The sequence below is a fragment of the Sulfitobacter mediterraneus genome, from assembly GCF_003054325.1.
Lineage (GTDB): Bacteria > Pseudomonadota > Alphaproteobacteria > Rhodobacterales > Rhodobacteraceae > Sulfitobacter > Sulfitobacter mediterraneus.
Genome location: NZ_QBKU01000009.1, coordinates 13,826 through 30,023, shown reverse-complemented (window position 1 = coordinate 30,023; position 16,198 = coordinate 13,826). Strand labels below are relative to the sequence as shown.

Below are 16,198 nucleotides of genomic sequence, written 5' to 3'. Positions count from 1 at the left end.
GGCCCTTTAGTACCGCGGCTGGTCAAACACATGGACATCACTTTTCTTCTCAACGAAGAGGTTGTGTCGCTTACTGGCGTATCTCCGACGACAACATTGCTGGACTGGCTGCGCGAGGCGCGCGGTCTGACGGGCACCAAGGAAGGCTGCAACGAGGGCGATTGCGGTGCCTGCACGGTGATGATCACCGATGAGGCTGGAAGCCGGGCGTTGAACGGCTGCATCCTGTTTCTGCCGCAGATCAACGGCAAGCGGGTGACGACAATCGAAGGTCTGGCCGCGCCGGACGGAGCCATGCACCCCGCGCAGCAAGCGATGGTGGAGCATCACGGCAGCCAATGCGGATTTTGCACGCCGGGTTTTGTGGTGTCGATGGCCACTGCACATTTGAACGGGGCGCGGGATCATGACGTGCAGCTGGCGGGGAACCTGTGCCGCTGCACCGGCTATGCGCCGATCATCCGGGCCGCCGAGGCGGCAGAAGGCACGCCGGTGCCGGAGCATCTGCGCGATCTGCGGGGCGGTTTGCCTCAGGCGGCGGAGGTTGCGGATGCGCTGGCTGCAAATGTGGTGCAGCCTTCCAGCGCAGATGAACTGGCGATGTGGTTTGAGGCCCATCCAGAAGCGACATTGGTGGCGGGGGCCACGGATGTGGGGCTTTGGGTAACAAAACAGTTCCGCGATCTGGGCGATGTGGCATTTCTGGGCCGCTGCGCCGATCTGCGCGGCGTCGAGGATGGGGCGGACACAATCCGCTTTGGCGCGATGACCACGATGACAGATGTTGAGGCGGCGATTGCCCCCTATTACCCCAGCTTTGCCGCGATGATCCGGCGTTATGGGTCCGTGCAGGTGCGCAATGCCGCGACGATTGGCGGGAACATTGCGAACGGATCGCCCATCGGCGACGGCCCGCCCGCGTTGATCGCGCTGGGCGCAAGGTTACATCTGTGCAAGGGCGGTGCGCGGCGTGAGATCGCGCTTGAGGATTTCTTCTTGGACTACGGCAAGCAGGACCGGGCGCCGGGTGAATTTGTCGAGGCGGTGAGCGTGCCGAAACAGAAAGACACCCTGCGCTGTTACAAGCTGTCCAAGCGTTTTGATCAGGATATTTCTGCGGTTTGCGGCTGTTTGTCGATCATCCGAGAGGGCGACACAATCACCGAGGCGCGGTTGGCCTATGGCGGTATGGCTGGCATTCCCAAACGCGCTGCGGCGGCAGAGGCGGCGATGATCGAGCAGCCCTTTAGCGAGGCCACGATGCGGGCCGCAATGGCGGCGATGGCGGATGATTTTGCCCCCCTGTCGGACATGCGGGCCAGTGCCGGCTACCGGCTAGAAACGGCGCAGAACATGCTGCTGCGGTACTTGCATGAGATGCAGGGACATCAGACCAACGTGCAGGAGGTTTCGCTATGAGCGTGGCCAAGTCCCTGCCCCATGACGCCGCCCGCCTGCATGTGACGGGTGCGGCGCGATATGTTGATGACATCCCCACGCCGCAGGGCACATTGCATCTGGCCTTTGGCCTCAGCACCGTGGCGGCAGGCAGGATCACTGCAACGGACCTCAGCGCCGCGGCAGACGCGCCGGGCGTGGTGCGGGTTTTGACGGCGGATGATCTGGCGCATGATTGCGACGTGTCCCCGTCAAACCATGATGAGCCGCTGCTGGCGGACGGCAGGGTGCATTACGTCGGGCAGCCGATCTTTCTGGTCATTGCCACCTCGCATCTGGCGGCCCGCATGGCGGCCAAGCTGGGCCGGATCGAGATTGCCGAAGAGACGCCTATTTTGACCATCGAAGCGGCGCTGGCCGCAGATGCGCGGTTTGAAGATGGGCCGCGCATTTATCAAAAGGGTGAACCGGACGCTGCGCTGGAGGATGCCCCGATGCGCCTGAGCGGCCGTATGGAGATGGGCGGACAGGAACATTTCTATCTTGAGGGACAGGCCGCGCTGGCCTTGCCTCAGGATAATGGCGATATGGTGGTGCACAGCTCCACCCAACACCCGACGGAAATCCAACACAAGGTGGCCCATGCCATCGGCCAGCCCATGCATGCGGTGCGGGTGGAAACCCGGCGGATGGGCGGCGGATTTGGCGGCAAGGAAAGTCAGGGCAACGCATTGGCGGTGGCCTGCGCCGTAGCAGCGATGGAGACCGGGCGCTGCTGCAAGATGCGCTATGACCGCGATGACGATATGATCATCACCGGCAAACGCCATGATTTCCGCATTGATTATACCGTGGGCCATGACGCCGATGGGCGCATTCAGGCGATTGAATTTACCCATTACACCCGCTGTGGCTGGGCGATGGATCTGAGCCTGCCGGTGGCGGACCGCGCCATGCTGCATTCCGACAACGCCTATCATCTGGAACATGTGCGCATCACCTCGCACCGGCTGCGCACCAACACGCAATCGGCCACGGCCTATCGCGGGTTTGGCGGGCCGCAGGGGGTGCTGGGCATTGAAAAGGTCATGGATCATCTGGCGCAAGAGCTAGGCCTTGATCCATTGGCGGTGCGGCGGGCGAATTATTATGCCGACAACCGACAGGAAACATCGGCAGGCAAAGCGATCGACGGGCGCGAGGTTCCGGCAGACGCGGGCGATCTGGCCTCACGCGGGGCGCCGCAGGCATCGGGGGATGTATCTGTTCCGCAAAGCGGGGGACAGACCACGCCCTATCATCAGCCGGTCACCGATTGCATTATCAACGCCCTGACGGACCGGCTTGCAGACAGCGCCGATTACCAAGCGCGCCGCGCCGCGATTGCGGCATGGAATGCCGATCAGCCGGTGTTGAAACGCGGCATTGCAATGACGCCGGTGAAGTTTGGCATTTCCTTCACGCTGACCCATCTCAATCAGGCCGGCGCGTTGGTGCATGTCTATCAGGACGGTTCGATCCACCTGAACCATGGCGGCACCGAGATGGGGCAAGGGCTGTTTCAGAAGATAGCACAGGTCGCGGCCAGCAGGTTTGGCGTGCCTTTGGAAGCGGTCAAGATCACCGCGACCGACACGGGCAAGGTGCCTAACACCTCAGCCACGGCGGCTTCCTCTGGTTCCGATCTGAACGGGATGGCGGTGCAAAACGCTTGCGACACCATTCGCGGCAGGATTGCCGCGCATCTGGCGGAGCGGTATCGCTGCGACGCGAGGGACATCGCATTTGACGGTGGCATGGTTCAGGCAGGCGCTGAGCGGATCAGCTTTGCCGCTGCTGCGGCTTCGGCTTATGAGAACCGGATCAGCCTGTCGTCTACCGGATTTTACAAAACGCCGGATATCGAATGGGACCGGATCGCCGGGCGCGGCAGGCCGTTTTTCTATTTCGCCTATGGTGCGGCTTGCACGGAGGTGGTGATTGACACGCTGACCGGCGAGAACCGGATTTTGCGCACTGATATCCTGCATGATGCAGGGGCGTCCTTGAACCCTGCGCTTGATATCGGGCAGGTCGAGGGTGGCTATGTGCAAGGGGCAGGTTGGCTGACCACCGAAGAACTGGTCTGGGACGACAAAGGCAACTTGCGCACCCACGCGCCATCAACCTACAAGATCCCGGCCTGTTCGGACCGGCCTGATGTGTTCAACGTCGCGCTTTGGGATGAGCCGAACCCGGCGCAGACGATTTACCGGTCCAAAGCGGTGGGCGAGCCGCCATTCATGCTGGGCATTTCGGCATTCATGGCGCTCAGCGATGCGGTTTCGGCTTGCGGTGCCGCTTACGGTGATCTGCAAGCGCCCGCGACCGCCGAAGGGGTGTTGCGGGCCGTCCAAAAGGCACGCAACTGATGTTTGATCTGGCGGCCCTGACCCAAGCGACCCAGCACCACGGCAAAGTGGCACGGATCGTTCTGGCGCAGGTGCAAGGGTCGGCCCCCAGGCAGGCGGGAACCGCGATGCTGGTCTGGGATGGCGGTAGTTCCGGCACGATTGGCGGCGGCCAGCTTGAGCTGCAATGTATGGAACAGGCCCGCAAGATGTTGGCGGGTGATCAGAGGCTGCATCTGCGGCGGGCGGCGCTGGGTCCGGCGCTCAATCAATGCTGCGGCGGTGCGGTTACTGTGGTCACGGAGGTGTTTGACCCAGAGACACTGGCCGGTTGGCGCAGCGACTATCCGGCGATTCATGCGCGGGCGGTGTCCCCCGATGCAGAGGCGGCGCTCCCTGAAAAGCTGCACCGGAAACTGGCCCGTGCGGCGGCTGGCCCAGCGCCCCTGCCCCTGACCTATCAAAACGGGTGGTTGGCCGAGGCATTGTGGCAGCCGCAACAGCAGGTGGTGATCTATGGCGCGGGGCATGTGGGCAAAGCATTGGCTGCGGTCTTGGCCCCGTTGCCGCAGTTTGACGTGGTGTTGACCGACCTGCGGCTAGAGCAATTGGCGGATGTGCCGATGGGCGTGCGCAGTGATGCGGCGATGCCGACCGAGGTGATGGCCAAGGCCGCGCCCGATGCGGCGCATTACATCATGACCCCCGAGCATGACTATGATCTGGAGCTGTGTCACCACCTGCTGCGCCGCGATTTTGGCCATGCCGGATTGATCGGATCAGCCACCAAATGGGCGCGGTTCCGCAAACGGCTTGCGGCATTGGGACATGCCCCCGCCCAAATTTCCCGCATTGCTTGTCCGATTGGCGATCCAGCCTTTGGAAAACACCCGCAAGCCATTGCGCTAAGCATCGCGGCGCATATGCTAGCGCCTGTTTCAACGCCCCGGAAAGTGAGCCATTCATGACCGACACGCCCCTACTTGATCTCACCGGGTTGACCAAAGCCTATCCGGGCGTTGTCGCCAACGACAGCGTTTCCCTCGCCATTATGCCCGGCGAAGTGCATGCCCTGCTGGGCGAAAATGGCGCGGGTAAATCGACGCTGGTCAAGATGATCTATGGCTTGGTCAAGCCGGACGCAGGCAGCATGAAAATGAACGGCGAGGCCTTTGCTCCGGCAGAGCCACGCGCGGCGCGGGCGGCTGGGGTTGGCATGGTGTTCCAGCATTTCTCGCTGTTTGACGCGCTGACCGTGGCGGAGAATATCGCTCTTGGCATGGAGAATGCCCCCAAACTGAACGCGCTGAGCCAGCAGATCCGCGATGTGTCGGACACCTATGGTTTGCCGCTGTCGCCCGACCGTGTGGTGGGGGATCTGTCCGCGGGGGAACGGCAGCGGGTTGAGATTATTCGTTGTCTGCTTCAGGAACCCAAGCTGTTGATCATGGACGAGCCAACCAGCGTATTGACCCCGCAAGAGGTTGAAATCCTGTTCAAAACCCTGCGCAAGCTCAGCGCCGAGGGCACGGCGATCCTGTATATTTCACACAAGCTGGAAGAGATCCGCGCCCTATGCGATGGCGCGACGATTCTGCGGCTCGGCAAGGTGGTGGGGGAATGTGTTCCTGCCGAAACATCGGCCCGCGATATGGCCGAGATGATGGTGGGCACAGTTTTGCAAACCCCGACACGGGCGGGCAAAACCCCCGGCGAGGTGGTGCTGGAGCTGAAATCACTTTCGGCAAAATCGCAAAGCGCTTTTGGCATGCCCCTGCGCGACATTTCCGTGGAGGTGCGGCGCGGCGAGGTTTTGGGCATTGGCGGGGTTGCGGGCAACGGGCAGGACGAATTGCTGGCGGCATTGTCCGGCGAGATGTTGACCACGCCGGGGATGATCCTGTTTCAGGGGCGCGAGGTCGGCCTGCTTGGCCCGAACCCGCGCCGGGGGCTGGGCATTCTGACCGCGCCAGAAGAACGGCTGGGCCATGCCGCCGCGCCCGATATGTCGCTGACGGAAAATGCCATGTTGACCGGAGCCGCCCGTGAAGGGCTGGAAAAGGGCGGGTTGCTCAACTGGGGCGCGGCGCGGCAGTTTGCCGAAAAAATCATTGCGCAATTTGACGTGCGCACCCCCGGCCCCGGCAACGCAGCGCGGTCGCTGTCGGGCGGAAATCTGCAGAAATTTGTCATTGGCCGCGAGGTTTTACAACGGCCAGAACTGTTGGTAGTGAACCAGCCGACATGGGGCGTGGATGCCTCTGCCGCGGCGTCGATCCGGCAGGCGCTTCTGGATCTGGCGGAGAATGGCACGGCGCTGGTGGTGATCAGCCAGGATCTGGACGAGTTGATGGAAATCTCCGATCGGTTCGCGGCATTGAACGAAGGGCGGTTGTCGCCGCCACGGCCCGCGCATGATCTGACGGTGGATGAGATTGGCCTGATGATGGGCGGGGCGCATGGCATGGAGGTGGCGCATGTTTGATCACGCAGCGCAGGAGTTTTTCTTGCCAAATGAAGCAGGGGGCCGCGCATGATCCGGTTGGAAAAGCGACCAGAACCAAGCCGTGCATTTTCGCTGGCGACGCCGTTGTTGGCGGTTGTGGCGACGATGGTGTTTGGCGGGCTGCTGTTTATAGCGCTTGGCAAAGATCCGTTGACCTCGATCCAGACGATTTTCTGGGAGCCGCTCTTTGGTGAGTTTGCGTTCTATTATCGCCCGCAACTGTTGATCAAAGGCGCGCCGCTGGTGCTGATTGCGATCGGGCTCAGCCTTGGGTTCAAGGCGGGGATCTGGAACATCGGGGCCGAGGGGCAATACATCATGGGCGCGCTGTTTGGCGCGGGAATGGGGCTGGCGTTCTATCCGCTTGAGGGATGGTACATCTTTCCGTTGATGGTGATGGCGGGGGGCTTTGGTGGCTGGCTTTGGGCGATGATCCCGGCGTTTTTGAAGGTGCGTTTTGGCACCAACGAGATTTTGGTGTCCTTGATGCTGGTCTATGTGGCAGAGCAATTCTTGGCGTCCATGTCATTGGGATTGTTGAAAAATCCCGAAGGGTTCGGGTTTCCCGGCTCGCGCAACCTGCAACAATATGAGAGTGCGTATAACGCCGATCTGATTGCCGGTTCCGGCATGCATTGGGGTGTCGTCGCGGCGATGATCGCGGTGATCTTTGCCTATGTGCTGCTGAGCAAGCACCGCCTTGGCTTTGCCATTCGCGTCACCGGCGAAGCGCCGCGTGCGGCAAAGTTTTCAGGGGTGAACCCAACGCGGCTGGTGTTGTTCTGCATGGGCATGTCGGGGCTGCTGGCAGGTTTGGCGGGGCTGTTCGAGGTTTCTGGTCCCGCGGGTCAGGTGACCATTGATTTCAACGTTGGCTATGGGTTCACCGCGATTATCGTGGCGTTTTTGGGCCGGTTGCATCCGGTTGGCATTCTGCTGGCCGGGCTGCTTATGGCGCTGACCTATATTGGCGGGGACATCGCGCAGAGCAATCTGGGCCTGCCTGCCGCTGCCATTCAGGTGTTTCAGGGGATGCTTTTGTTTTTCCTGCTGGCGCTGGATATGTTCACAAATTACCGGCTGCGCTTTGGCCGGGCGGAGGTGGCGTGATGGATACCCTGATCGGAGTTCTCGTTAAAGCCTTTGGCGTTTCTGGTGCCGTATTCGCGGTTCTGGCCTTCACGCCACTTTCCGTAGTGCCGATGATGTTCTTGTTTCCCTTCTCAGGCATGCCTGGAATTCTTTTGCTTCTGCTCATTACAGGCGCTCCGTTTGCGGGATATTGCTTCGCGCTCGTCTTTTCGCCGAAAGAGAGGCGGGAAAGAAGTCTGACTGAACTAACCGGGTTTTGGATTGGCGCGATCTGCGGCTCTTGGATCGGCCTGAAACTGGCGGGAGAAGTCTAATGGACCTTTCAGCAATCAACCCAATCCTGTTTATCGCCGGTTTCCTCGTGGCCGCGACACCGCTGATCTTTGCGGCCATTGGCGAACTCGTTGTCGAAAAATCCGGGGTGCTGAACCTCGGGGTTGAGGGGATGATGATCACCGGGGCGATCTGTGGTTTTGCCACGGCCGTGGAAACCGGGTCGCCGATGCTGGGCTTTGTGGCGGCGGCGGTTGGGGGTGCGGCGCTGAGCTTGCTTTTCGCGTTCCTGACGCAGATCACTCTGGCCAATCAGGTCGCCTCTGGTCTGGCGCTGACGCTGTTCGGGCTGGGGCTTTCGGCGCTTTTGGGGCAATCTTACGTCGGGATCAAACCGCCACGGCTGGGCGATATCAACTTTGGCCCATTGGCGGATATTCCGGTGATCGGGCCGATCCTGTTCACCCATGACATCATTCTTTATCTGGGCATTGCCCTGGTCGCCGGGGTTTGGGCGGTGTTGAAATTCACCCGTGCCGGGCTGATCCTGCGCGCGGTGGGCGAAAGCCATGATGCGGCGCATGCTTTGGGCTATAAGGTGGTGCGCATTCGCACCTTGGCGATCATGTTTGGTGGGGCCTGCGCGGGTATCGGCGGGGCTTACATCAGCCTGATCCGCGTGCCGCAATGGACCGAAGGCATGACCGCCGGTGTTGGCTGGATCGCGCTCGCGCTGGTTGTGTTTGCCAGTTGGAAGCCCTGGCGGCTGTTGCTGGGTGCTTATCTTTTTGGCGGCATTACACAATTACAGCTGAACTTGCAGGGCGCAGGCGTTGCCATTCCTGTCGAGTATCTGGCAATGTCGCCTTATGTTATCACGATCATCGTGTTGGTGATCCTGTCGGCGGACAAATCGGCGGCTCCGGCCTCGCTTGGCCGCACCTTCCATGCCTCGCATTAGAGGCCAAATCAGACCACTGCCCCGGATCATCCGGGGCCAAATCAATGGGGAACCCTGAATGAAACTCTCTGCACTTTTGACAAGCGCGGCGCTTGCGCTGGGGCTGGCCACGGCGGCGGCGGCTGACGACAAGACCAAGGTTGGTTTTGTCTATGTTGGACCAGTTGGCGATGGCGGCTGGACATATGAACACAACAAGGGCCGTTTGGCCGTTGAAGAAGAATTCGGCGACAAGGTTGAGACCGTGTTCGTTGAGAACGTGGCCGAGGGCCCGGATTCCGAGCGGGTGATGACGCAGATGGCGCTGGACGGTGCGGATCTGATTTTCACCACGTCTTTCGGCTATATGGATCCAACGATCAATGTCGCCAAGAAATTCCCGAAGGTGAAGTTCGAGCATGCGACCGGCTACAAGCGGGCAGACAACGTATCGACCTATTCGGCACGTTTCTATGAAGGCCGCGCCATTCAGGGCCATATTGCCGGGTCCATGACCGAGAGCAACATCATCGGTTATATCGGGTCTTATCCGATCCCCGAAGTGATCCGTGGGATCAACTCTGCCTTTATCCACGCGCGTAAGGTGAACCCTGATGTGCAGTTCAAGATCGTTTGGGCCTACACATGGTTTGATCCGGCCAAAGAGGCGGATGCCGCCAAGGTTCTGATCGAACAGGGCGCTGACGTGATTTTGCAGCACACCGATTCCACCGCGCCGCAGGCCGCAGCGCAGGAAGCGGGCAATGTAATTACGTTTGGTCAGGCCTCTGACATGGGTCAATATGCACCACATCCGCGTGTGTCTTCGATCATTGATGACTGGGCGCCTTACTACATCGCACGGACCAAGGCCGTGATGGATGGCACATGGGAAAGCACAGACACATGGGATGGCATCGGCGCAGGCATGGTTGGCATTGGCGAGATTTCCGATGCGGTGCCTGCCAAAGTCAAGGAAGAGGCACTGGCGCTGAAGGCGGCATTGGCCGATGGGTCTTACCACGCCTTCACCGGCCCGCTGAACAAGCAGGACGGCAGCGCGTTTCTGGCCGATGGTGCGACAGCTGATGATGGCACGCTGGCTGGCATGAACTTCTACGTCGAAGGCATCGAGGGCACGATCCCGCAATAAGCGGATCATGCTTTGAGAAATAGAAAGGCCCCGCGTTTTGCGGGGCTTTTTTGTTGTGGATAGGGTTCTGCCCTGCATTCAAACGAAACCGGACTGGCGGGGATTGGCCATTGATATGGCACGGGCATGCATCTCAACTTCCATATCAGAGGTTTGGGAAAGCCCAAATGATGCCTAAGCTTAATTGACAGCACCACATGTTGGACGCTCAATGCAGAGCATCAATAAAGGAGACTCTTTGCCGATGCACCTTTTGGATATCTTGCAAGTTACAAAACCAATTTTCTCAGCCCCGATGGCCGGCGCGGCAGGGCCGGAACTGGTGGCTGCGGTCTGCAATGCGGGCGGGTATGGTGTCATACCCCTTTGGGGAAGGCCGAAGGATCAGGTGCATCGGGGGATTGATGCGCTGCGCGCCCTGACGGATCGGAATTTTGCGGTAAATCTGAACCTGTCTTTCCCCTATCAGGAACAACTGGACGCCTGCATCGCCGAAGGGGTGCATGGCGTGTCATTGTTCTGGGGAATGGAGCCATCGGCCATTGCGCGGGCAAAGGCAGGTGGATTGAAGGTGCTGGCGAGCGTCGGAAACGCCAAGGAAGCGAAAACAGCTGCCAAGGCCGGTGCCGACGTGATTGTTGCGCAGGGTTGGGAGGCCGGAGGTCACGTTTGGGGGCAGGTGTCGACCATGGCCCTGATCCCTTCCGTGGTGGATGCGGTCGATATTCCGGTCGTGGCCGCAGGCGGGATCGCCGACGGACGGGGCATGGCAGCCGCCATGATGCTGGGCGCATCGGGTGTTTGGATCGGAACACGGCTGTTGGCCAGTTCGGAGGCGACAATTCACGAGGTGTACCGCGACCGGATTTTGCTGGCCTCAGAGGCCGATACGCAATGGGCGCATGACCTATATGACGTCGGCTGGCCAGACGCGCCGCATCGGGCCTTGTCCAATACAACCTCGCGAGGCTGGTTGGAGGCAGGAGGATCTGCCCCCGGTCTCAGGCCAAATGAGGATGAACAGATTGGCGCACGCCCAAATGGCGATCCGGTTGTCCGGTATCAAAGCTATACCCCCCTGCCCGAAACCTCTGGTGACGTGGAGGCGATGTCGCTTTGGTCAGGGCAAGGTGTGTCACTTGTGCGCGAAATGATGCCGGCCGCCGATATCGTCGAAGAGATCTATCACGATGCGAGGAGGCTACTGCAAAGAGGCGTTTCTGCGCTTTGATCTTTGCCAGGTTCATTGCGGGATTTTGATCGGGCATTCGGGCTGACAGTGGTTGTTGGGGGTCTGATCTGCCGCGGTGAAAGCTGTCTTGATTACTCCGCCCAGACCGCAGCAGAATGATGGCGATGAAGCTTGCTTGCCTGCTGGGAGGGCTGAGGAAGACAGTCGGATGTCAGCTATGAGCCTTTTGATATCCTATGAGATGAAGCCGAATTGCCAAATCTCCGATTTGGCAGCGCCCGAACCGCCCCGTTTTGCCGAAGGCAAACCTAGGGTTTGACGGGGCGGGCGCTTTGCTTCCTGCCCCTCGGTTCGGGCGCGGTGGCACTTTATGGGCAGCTAAGTCCGCATAGCCGACATCTGCCACAAACCAATTGCATCTACCCGGCCAAAATTGGCCGGATAGCCGTTTTTACCCGCCTCTGGCCCGTTTCACCCTATTCCGCCTGTCCGGTGAGATCTTCGGCAAGCATCAAGGCGTTGCCATCGGGGTCATAGAACGTTGCTGTCTTAACCATCCCTTCGACCACATCGGTTGGGCCATCGAATTTGACATCGGCCTGTTCCAGCGCTTGGCGTCCGGCATCCAGATCAGCGGTGCCAAACACCGGCACACAATTGCCGGGAGCGGGTTTTGTGTGCTCGCCCAGGCCGATCGTGACGCCTGCCGTGTTGGTTTGCAGCTCTGACCAGCCCGCCTCGTCGGCGTGGTAGAGCGTTTCAAACCCCAGCATGCGTTCATACCATGCGGCGCTGGCGTGCCGGTCTTTGACGGAAAGGGCGATGGTGATGGTCTTGTCCAACGAAATGAGGGGCATGGTCTTTCCTTTTGATTCTAAATATACTAACTATACTTTATGGACATTGAGTTGTTTGTCAACATTACCTCGCGCGCATGGGCGCTGCCCATTCTGTCAAAACTGCACGAGGGCATCGCGGCGCGGCAGGCGCCTTTGCTGGCTGCGACCGGGGCGAGCCGGACGGCATTTGCCCAAAGCATGGATCACCTGATCAAGATGGGGCTGGTGGAAAGAAACCCCGGTTATGGTCATCCTTTGCGCCCGGAGTTCCGCCTGACGGCGCAGGGCATTGCCGCGGCTGCAATCGCCAGCAAAATTCAAAGCGTTCCGGTGGAGGAAGGTCGCGAACTGCTGCGCAGGTCATGGACATTGCCGGTTCTGACCTCGCTTTATGCGCCACGCCATTTCAACCAGATCAAACGAAATCTGCGCAGCATCACGGATCGGGCTTTGTCCCAATCGTTGAAGGCGATGGAAAGCAGGCAGTGGGTGTGCCGCAGCGTTGATCAGGACGCCCGCCCGCCCAGATCTATTTATCGTGCGGTGAACACCGGTGCAGTGATCAGCAAGATCACCGCGCCCGCAATCAGGTTCGAGTAGCGCCCCGCCATCTCACCCCTCCGGCGCGGCATAGCTGCCATCTGGCCCGTGCACCTCATCGCCTTGCAACGCGGGTGAGAAGACGCAGATCAAATGCAGCGCCTCGCCGTCCTCTGGCACATGGACCTCGTGCCGGTCATGGGCGTTGGGGGCGTATAGCACCCCCGGTGTGATCTCGTGGCGCGTGCCGCTGTCCAGCTCAATCACCGTCCCTGCCCCGCCAATGCAATAGCAGGCCTCGATGTGGTGTTTGTATTCCAGCCGCAGCACCGCGCCGGGCAGGACTTGCGTTTCCGTCATCGAAAACCCCATGCCGTCAGATTTCACCAAAAGCCGCAGGCTGGTCCAGCCCGGCCCGGCGGCATCTCGGTCTGTGCCGCGCAATTGTCTGTGATCGAGAACAATCATTTCACCGCATCCCTTTTCATTCCGCATCCAAGGTCTAGACTGACAACAGCCGCATTTGAAAGTCCATGCCATGATCCATGTTCACCACCTCAACCGATCCCGTTCGCACCGCGTTTTGTGGCTGCTGGAGGAACTGGGCGAGCCCTATACCATCGCCCATTACAAGCGGGACGCGCAGACCAATCTGGCGCCGCCGGAATTGCAACTGGTGCACCCCTTGGGCAAATCCCCGATGATTGAACTGGATGGCACCTTGATCACCGAAAGTGCGGCAATCGTTGAGGTGCTTTGCGGCCGTTATGCGCCAGAGATGATCCCAGAGCGGGACACGGCAGCCTATCTGCGACATCTGGAGCTGATGCATTTCGCCGAAGGCTCGGCGATGACGCCGATCTTGTTGAACCTTTATGTCGGGCGCTTGGGGGATGCGGGCAAACCGCTGCATCCGCGCATCACGGCGGAATTGGACAACCACTACCGTTATATGAACAGCCTCGTGCGGCCCTCGGGGCATTTTGTGCAAGACAGCCTGTCGGCGGCGGATATCATGCTGAGCTTCCCAGCGGAAATTGCCATGCGGCAGGAACGGGCCAAGGACTTTCCCGCGCTGGCCGGATTTGTCCAGATGATCCAGAACCGGCCCGCCTATCAACGGGCGTTGGAAAAGTCCGAAGAGTAGCGCCGCGCCCCATTGCACCGCCTCGCGCCGCGTGCCACCGTCGCGGGATGAAACAGACATTGACCAGCCCCAATGGCACCCCCGCCAGCCGCTTTGCCTTTGGCACCATGCAATTTGGCGGACGCGCCGATGAAGCGCAGTCGCGCGAGATGTTTGATGCCTGCATTGCGGCTGGCATCACCCATTTTGACACGGCGCATGTTTACACGGGCGGCGCATCAGAAACGCTTTTGGGCCAGTTTGTGCAGGACCGGCGCGAGGATCTGATCATTGCGACCAAGGCCGCCTATGATGGCGGCGCGGGGCGCGATAACCTGCTGACCTCGGCGGAAACCTCACGGCAGCGGATGGATCTGGACACTTTGGATGTGCTGTACCTGCACCGGTTCGATCCGGACACCGATATGCACGAAAGCTTTGAGGCCCTCGCCGATTTGAGGGAGCGTGGGCATATCCGCCATGTCGGCCTATCGAATTTTGCCGCCTGGCAGGTGGTCAAGGCCGCCAACATCGCGGCTAAATTTGATCTTGGGATCGCGGTGCTGCAACCGATGTACAATCTGGTCAAGCGGCAGGCCGAGGTCGAGATCCTGCCAATGGCGGATGATCTGGGCATTCTTGTTGCGCCCTATTCGCCGCTGGGCGGGGGGTTGTTGACCGGGAAATATGCGGCGGGTGATGACGCGGGGCGTCTGGCGCAAGACAGCCGCTATGCCGCACGATATGGCCAGCAACAGATGCATGATGCGGCAAAGGGGTTGAGCCAGATCGCGGCGGAGGTTGGCGTACATCCAGCGACATTGGCCGTGGCATGGGTGGCCAAACATCCCACCGCACCCTCGCCGATCATTTCCGCCCGCAGCGCCGCACAATTGCAGCCTTCGTTGGCGGCGCTGAGCTATGTGATGTCTGATCCGCTTTATGATCAGATCACCGCGCTTTCCGTGACGCCGCCCCCGGCCACGGACCGGTTGGAGGAACAAGGTGAGTGATATTGTTGTTATCGGCGGCGGCATTGCCGGGCTGTCGGCAGCGGCGCGGCTGTCGGAGCATTTCAGCGTTACAGTACTCGAACGGGAACAGGCCACGGGGTATCATGCCTCTGGTCGTTCGGCGGCGATGTTTGAACAGAACTACGGATTGCCCAGCACTGTTGCACTGAACAAGGCCAGCGCCCAATACCACCGCGAGGCCAATGGCGGATATCTCAGCCCGCGCGGGCTGATGATCATCGCTGCCCGCGAGGACGCCGAGGCGTTTGACGATGATGTGGTTACTATGGGCATCGAACGGATTTCCAAGGACCGCGCGGTGGAGCTTGTCCCGATCCTTGATCCGGCCAAGTTCACGTTCGCCGGCTATCACGAAGCCGGCTATGACATCGATACCGACCGTTTGATGCAGGATTTCATCCGGCAGATCCGGCGCAACGGCGGTGCAATTGTCACCAAGGCCGAGGTCACGGCGATCACCCGTCAAACGGATGGTTGGCAGGTTGTGGCCGGAGGCCAGACCTATGATGCGGCCAAGCTGGTCAATGCGGCAGGGGCATGGGCCGATACGGTGGCACAAGCCGCAGGCATTGCGCCGATAGGGATCACACCGCGCCGCAGGTCCATGGCCCGCATTCCAGCGCCCGAAGACCGTGATCTGCGGGATTGGCCGATGTTCTTTGGCGTTGGCGAAAGCTGGTATGCCAAGCCTGATGCGGGTGCATTGCTGGTCTCTCCCGCCGATGAAGACGTGGTTGCGCCGCAGGATGCATGGGCCGACGATATGGTGCTGGCCGAGGGGCTGGCGCGGTACGAGGGCATGGTGCGCACGCCGGTCACGCGGCTGTTGGCCTCTTGGGCGGGCTTGCGCAGTTTTGCGCCCGACAAAGCGCTGGTTTTAGGGCCTGATCCGGATGAGCCGGATTTCATCTGGTGCGCCGGGCAAGGCGGCTATGGGTTTCAGACCGCCCCGGCGGCATCGCAATTGCTGGCTGATCTGGTGCGTGGGGTGACGCCTGCCCTGCCCCACGATCTGGTGGCGCAGCTTTTGCCGGATCGGTTGCGGACATGACCCGGAAGTTGCCCTCAACCGCCAGTGTGGCCATCGCCCAAGACGGCGCAAAACTGCACGCCCCTGCGGCGGCGCGGAATGCGCTGGCCCTCAGTGATTTGCTTGTGAACCATGCGCCAAAGGCGGGGCGGGCGCTGGAGATAGCCAGCGGCACGGGACAGCATATCGTGGAATTTGCCACTGCCCTGCCGGAGATTCACTGGCAGCCGACGGATATTGAGGCGGAGCGCCTTGCCAGTATTGATGCCCATGTGGCCGAGGCGAGGCTGGCCAACGTGGCCCCTGCCGCGCATCTTAATGCGTCAGAGGCGGGATGGCATGGCACCTATGCGCCGCTGGATCTGATTGTGCTGGTGAACCTTTTGCATCTGATTTCCGAGGCGGAGGTGCGGACCGTGATCACCGAGGCTGCGCTGGCACTGGGGCCGCAAGGGGTGCTGGTCCTTTATGGCCCGTTCAAACGTGAGGGGCGGCTGACCAGCGACGGCGATGTGCGGTTTGACGATCAGCTGCGCACCGCCGATCCGGCCATCGGTTACAAAGATACGCTCGACATGCATCGCTGGCTTGGGGATGCTGGGATGACGGCGGTGCGGACCATTGAGATGCCCGCCAACAATCTGGCTTTTGTTGCGCGAAAGATTTGATCATGAAATTATCCCGG

General features: G+C 60.5%; 16 protein-coding genes. 14 read left to right on the top strand and 2 right to left on the bottom strand.

All coding sequences use genetic code 11. The annotated features are described in order from the left end of the window. Positions 1-30: 30 nt before the first annotated feature. The 9 genes from xdhA to C8N31_RS14485 all read left to right on the top strand — a co-directional run bounded on the left by xdhA (position 31) and on the right by C8N31_RS14485 (position 10,983). On the top strand, positions 31-1,419 hold the full coding sequence (xdhA, locus tag C8N31_RS14525; protein ID WP_025046644.1) for a xanthine dehydrogenase small subunit: 1,389 nt from the start codon (positions 31-33) through the stop codon (positions 1,417-1,419). Beyond that, on the top strand, positions 1,416-3,809 hold the full coding sequence (xdhB, locus tag C8N31_RS14520; protein ID WP_025046645.1) for a xanthine dehydrogenase molybdopterin binding subunit: 2,394 nt from the start codon (positions 1,416-1,418) through the stop codon (positions 3,807-3,809). Before xdhA ends, xdhB begins: the two co-directional genes overlap by 4 nt. After that, positions 3,809-4,756 (top strand): xanthine dehydrogenase accessory protein XdhC, encoded by a 948-nt coding sequence (xdhC, locus tag C8N31_RS14515; protein WP_338063688.1) that lies wholly within the window; start codon positions 3,809-3,811, stop codon positions 4,754-4,756. The genes xdhB and xdhC overlap by 1 nt, the downstream gene beginning before the upstream one ends. After that, positions 4,753-6,273 (top strand): ABC transporter ATP-binding protein, encoded by a 1,521-nt coding sequence (locus tag C8N31_RS14510; protein WP_025046647.1) that lies wholly within the window; start codon positions 4,753-4,755, stop codon positions 6,271-6,273. The genes xdhC and C8N31_RS14510 overlap by 4 nt, the downstream gene beginning before the upstream one ends. Before the next feature lie 48 nt (positions 6,274-6,321). Then, entirely contained in the window at positions 6,322-7,404 is a 1,083-nt protein-coding gene (locus C8N31_RS14505) for an ABC transporter permease (protein ID WP_025046648.1), read from the top strand. Further along, a complete protein-coding gene (locus tag C8N31_RS14500) occupies positions 7,404-7,700 on the top strand; it encodes a hypothetical protein (protein WP_025046649.1) in 297 nt (98 codons plus the stop codon). The genes C8N31_RS14505 and C8N31_RS14500 overlap by 1 nt, the downstream gene beginning before the upstream one ends. Next, positions 7,700-8,620 (top strand): ABC transporter permease, encoded by a 921-nt coding sequence (locus C8N31_RS14495; protein ID WP_025046650.1) that lies wholly within the window; start codon positions 7,700-7,702, stop codon positions 8,618-8,620. The genes C8N31_RS14500 and C8N31_RS14495 overlap by 1 nt, the downstream gene beginning before the upstream one ends. 58 nt (positions 8,621-8,678) lie before the next feature. Continuing rightward, positions 8,679-9,752, top strand: a complete 1,074-nt coding sequence (locus tag C8N31_RS14490) for a BMP family ABC transporter substrate-binding protein (protein ID WP_025046651.1) — start codon at positions 8,679-8,681, stop codon at positions 9,750-9,752. Positions 9,753-9,963: 211 nt separating this feature from the next. Then, positions 9,964-10,983, top strand: a complete 1,020-nt coding sequence (locus C8N31_RS14485; protein ID WP_025046652.1) for an NAD(P)H-dependent flavin oxidoreductase — start codon at positions 9,964-9,966, stop codon at positions 10,981-10,983. A gap of 437 nt (positions 10,984-11,420) precedes the next feature. Here the strand turns inward: C8N31_RS14485 and C8N31_RS14480 are convergent, their stop codons facing one another. Beyond that, entirely contained in the window at positions 11,421-11,801 is a 381-nt protein-coding gene (locus tag C8N31_RS14480) for a VOC family protein (protein WP_025046653.1), read from the bottom strand. A gap of 39 nt (positions 11,802-11,840) precedes the next feature. Between C8N31_RS14480 and C8N31_RS14475 the strand changes: the two genes are divergently transcribed. Continuing rightward, positions 11,841-12,383: a winged helix-turn-helix transcriptional regulator gene (locus tag C8N31_RS14475; RefSeq protein ID WP_025046654.1), complete on the top strand. Its 543-nt coding sequence runs from the start codon at positions 11,841-11,843 to the stop codon at positions 12,381-12,383. A gap of 12 nt (positions 12,384-12,395) precedes the next feature. Here C8N31_RS14475 and C8N31_RS14470 read toward each other — a convergent pair whose 3' ends face one another. Further along, positions 12,396-12,791: an ectoine synthase gene (locus C8N31_RS14470; RefSeq protein ID WP_025046655.1), complete on the bottom strand. Its 396-nt coding sequence runs from the start codon at positions 12,789-12,791 to the stop codon at positions 12,396-12,398. Positions 12,792-12,861: 70 nt separating this feature from the next. On the opposite strand from C8N31_RS14470, the gene C8N31_RS14465 reads away from it, so the two are divergent. From C8N31_RS14465 to C8N31_RS14450, 4 genes are read left to right on the top strand one after another with little or no spacing between them, the layout of a single operon-like run. Continuing rightward, the gene (locus C8N31_RS14465; RefSeq protein WP_025046656.1) at positions 12,862-13,470 is read left to right on the top strand and encodes a glutathione S-transferase family protein; all 609 of its coding nucleotides are present in this window, start codon (positions 12,862-12,864) and stop codon (positions 13,468-13,470) included. 47 nt (positions 13,471-13,517) lie between these two features. Continuing rightward, positions 13,518-14,462: an aldo/keto reductase gene (locus tag C8N31_RS14460; protein WP_025046657.1), complete on the top strand. Its 945-nt coding sequence runs from the start codon at positions 13,518-13,520 to the stop codon at positions 14,460-14,462. Further along, positions 14,455-15,534: an NAD(P)/FAD-dependent oxidoreductase gene (locus tag C8N31_RS14455; protein WP_025046658.1), complete on the top strand. Its 1,080-nt coding sequence runs from the start codon at positions 14,455-14,457 to the stop codon at positions 15,532-15,534. The genes C8N31_RS14460 and C8N31_RS14455 overlap by 8 nt, the downstream gene beginning before the upstream one ends. Then, complete coding sequence (locus tag C8N31_RS14450) at positions 15,531-16,181, top strand: DUF938 domain-containing protein (RefSeq protein ID WP_025046659.1); 651 nt, start codon at positions 15,531-15,533, stop codon at positions 16,179-16,181. Before C8N31_RS14455 ends, C8N31_RS14450 begins: the two co-directional genes overlap by 4 nt. Positions 16,182-16,198 lie beyond the last annotated feature (17 nt).

Coding starts and splice junctions, on each gene's coding strand:
- C8N31_RS14475 (WP_025046654.1), top strand. CDS start 11,841: ATGGACATTGAGTTGTTTGTCAACATTACCTCGCGCGCATGGGCGCTG.
- C8N31_RS14485 (WP_025046652.1), top strand. CDS start 9,964: ATGCAGAGCATCAATAAAGGAGACTCTTTGCCGATGCACCTTTTGGAT.
- C8N31_RS14470 (WP_025046655.1), bottom strand. CDS start 12,791: ATGATTGTTCTCGATCACAGACAATTGCGCGGCACAGACCGAGATGCC.
- C8N31_RS14465 (WP_025046656.1), top strand. CDS start 12,862: ATGATCCATGTTCACCACCTCAACCGATCCCGTTCGCACCGCGTTTTG.
- xdhA (WP_025046644.1), top strand. CDS start 31: ATGGACATCACTTTTCTTCTCAACGAAGAGGTTGTGTCGCTTACTGGC.
- xdhC (WP_338063688.1), top strand. CDS start 3,809: ATGTTTGATCTGGCGGCCCTGACCCAAGCGACCCAGCACCACGGCAAA.
- C8N31_RS14480 (WP_025046653.1), bottom strand. CDS start 11,801: ATGCCCCTCATTTCGTTGGACAAGACCATCACCATCGCCCTTTCCGTC.
- xdhB (WP_025046645.1), top strand. CDS start 1,416: ATGAGCGTGGCCAAGTCCCTGCCCCATGACGCCGCCCGCCTGCATGTG.
- C8N31_RS14490 (WP_025046651.1), top strand. CDS start 8,679: ATGAAACTCTCTGCACTTTTGACAAGCGCGGCGCTTGCGCTGGGGCTG.
- C8N31_RS14510 (WP_025046647.1), top strand. CDS start 4,753: ATGACCGACACGCCCCTACTTGATCTCACCGGGTTGACCAAAGCCTAT.
- C8N31_RS14505 (WP_025046648.1), top strand. CDS start 6,322: ATGATCCGGTTGGAAAAGCGACCAGAACCAAGCCGTGCATTTTCGCTG.
- C8N31_RS14460 (WP_025046657.1), top strand. CDS start 13,518: ATGAAACAGACATTGACCAGCCCCAATGGCACCCCCGCCAGCCGCTTT.
- C8N31_RS14450 (WP_025046659.1), top strand. CDS start 15,531: ATGACCCGGAAGTTGCCCTCAACCGCCAGTGTGGCCATCGCCCAAGAC.
- C8N31_RS14500 (WP_025046649.1), top strand. CDS start 7,404: ATGGATACCCTGATCGGAGTTCTCGTTAAAGCCTTTGGCGTTTCTGGT.
- C8N31_RS14495 (WP_025046650.1), top strand. CDS start 7,700: ATGGACCTTTCAGCAATCAACCCAATCCTGTTTATCGCCGGTTTCCTC.